This is a genomic window from Streptomyces sp. NPDC052016 (genome assembly GCF_044548445.1).
Classification (GTDB): domain Bacteria; phylum Actinomycetota; class Actinomycetes; order Streptomycetales; family Streptomycetaceae; genus Streptomyces.
Genome location: NZ_JBIUBX010000074.1, coordinates 1 through 1364, shown reverse-complemented (window position 1 = coordinate 1364; position 1364 = coordinate 1). Strand labels below are relative to the sequence as shown.

Here is a 1364-nt window from a genome sequence, read left to right as displayed (position 1 = left end):
TCAACGCCCACAAATCCGGCACCATCAAGGGCCTCACCGCCGACGTCGGCGCCTCCCTCACCTCCGGCGCCCCCATCTGCGAGATCAAGGACTGAACCTCTCTCCCGTCCTTCGCTCTCCCTCTCGCACTTCTCTCACTTCTCTCACCTCGCTCAAGGAGCCACCATGCCCGGAACCACCAGCCGTCGGCGCGCGGCCGTAGCCGCCTCGGGCGCCCTCGCCCTCGCCGCGACGCTGGCCCTGTCCCTCACCCCGCCGGTCCAGGCCGCCGAGCCCGAGCCGCCCCGGAGCAGTGCGCCGAGGACCGCCCTGCCGGAGGTGATCCAGGGCGTCGGCCACGCGATCCACCCCGAGGGCTTCACCTGGGACCCCACCCGCAACGCCTTCCTGGTCGGTTCGCTGCGCTACGGGACCATCTCCGTCGTGGGCGCCGACGGCATACCGCACACCCTCGTCGACGACCCCAGCCTGGTAGCGACCGGCGGCATCAGGGTCGACGTGGCCCGCAACCGCATCCTGGCGACCTACGGCGACGTCTACGCCGGACCGAACGCCCTGCTCAGCGTGGGCTCCACCCCGCAGACCCGGGGCCGCTACGCCGGTCTGGCGATCTTCGACCTGACCACGGGGGCCCTGAAGAAGCGCGTCGACCTCAGCCAGGCGCCGGTCCTCCACCTCGCCAACGACCTCGTCGTGGACCCGGCGGGCAACGCCTACGTCACCGACTCCTTCACGGGCACGATCTTCAAGGTGACCCCGTCCGGCGCCGCGTCGACCCTCGTGTACGACAAGGAGCTCGACGCCGGTTACGACTCCGCCGGTCTGCCCAACGTCGGCGTCAACGGCATCGTCTACGACCGGGCCGGCTTCCTCATCACCGTCCGCTACGACACCGGCCAGCTCTTCCGCGTCCCGCTGCGTGACCCCCGCGCCGTGACGGAGATCAAGCTGGACCGCCGTATCCCCGGCACCGACGGCATGGCGCTCAGCGCCGACGGAACGCTGTACGCGGCGACGAACACGATCCGCTCCAACGGCGTCGACGCTCTGTTCAAGCTCCGCTCGGACGACGGCTGGAAGAGCGCCCGCGTCGTGAGCGAGCAGGCGTCCCCTGAGGCGGCCCCCACGACCATGGCCCTCACACCGTCCGGTGACTACGTCCTCAGCAGCAACGTCAACGTCCTCTTCCAGAGCGGCGGTACGGAGACCCGCGACGGCTTCGTCCTCCGCCGCTACTGACAGACGAGCCTCCGGCGCTACCGACAGACGAGGAGGTGCGGAGCCGATGGCGCTCGACCAGTCCTTCGTGGGGCGGAGTTATCCGCCCACCGATCCCTATGAGGTCGGCCGGGAGAAGATCCGTG

At 70.1% G+C, this 1364-nt stretch carries 1 protein-coding gene and 1 pseudogene; both read left to right on the top strand.

The features are described from left to right. Nucleotides 1-165 precede the first annotated feature (165 nt). The gene (locus ACIHAR_RS39705; protein WP_400024139.1) at nucleotides 166-1239 is read left to right on the top strand and encodes a hypothetical protein; all 1074 of its coding nucleotides are present in this window, start codon (nucleotides 166-168) and stop codon (nucleotides 1237-1239) included. A 46-nt stretch (nucleotides 1240-1285) separates the two neighbouring features. Next, nucleotides 1286-1364: pseudogene (locus ACIHAR_RS39700) on the top strand (MaoC family dehydratase); the annotation flags it as partial.

Coding starts and splice junctions, on each gene's coding strand:
- ACIHAR_RS39705 (WP_400024139.1), top strand. CDS start 166: ATGCCCGGAACCACCAGCCGTCGGCGCGCGGCCGTAGCCGCCTCGGGC.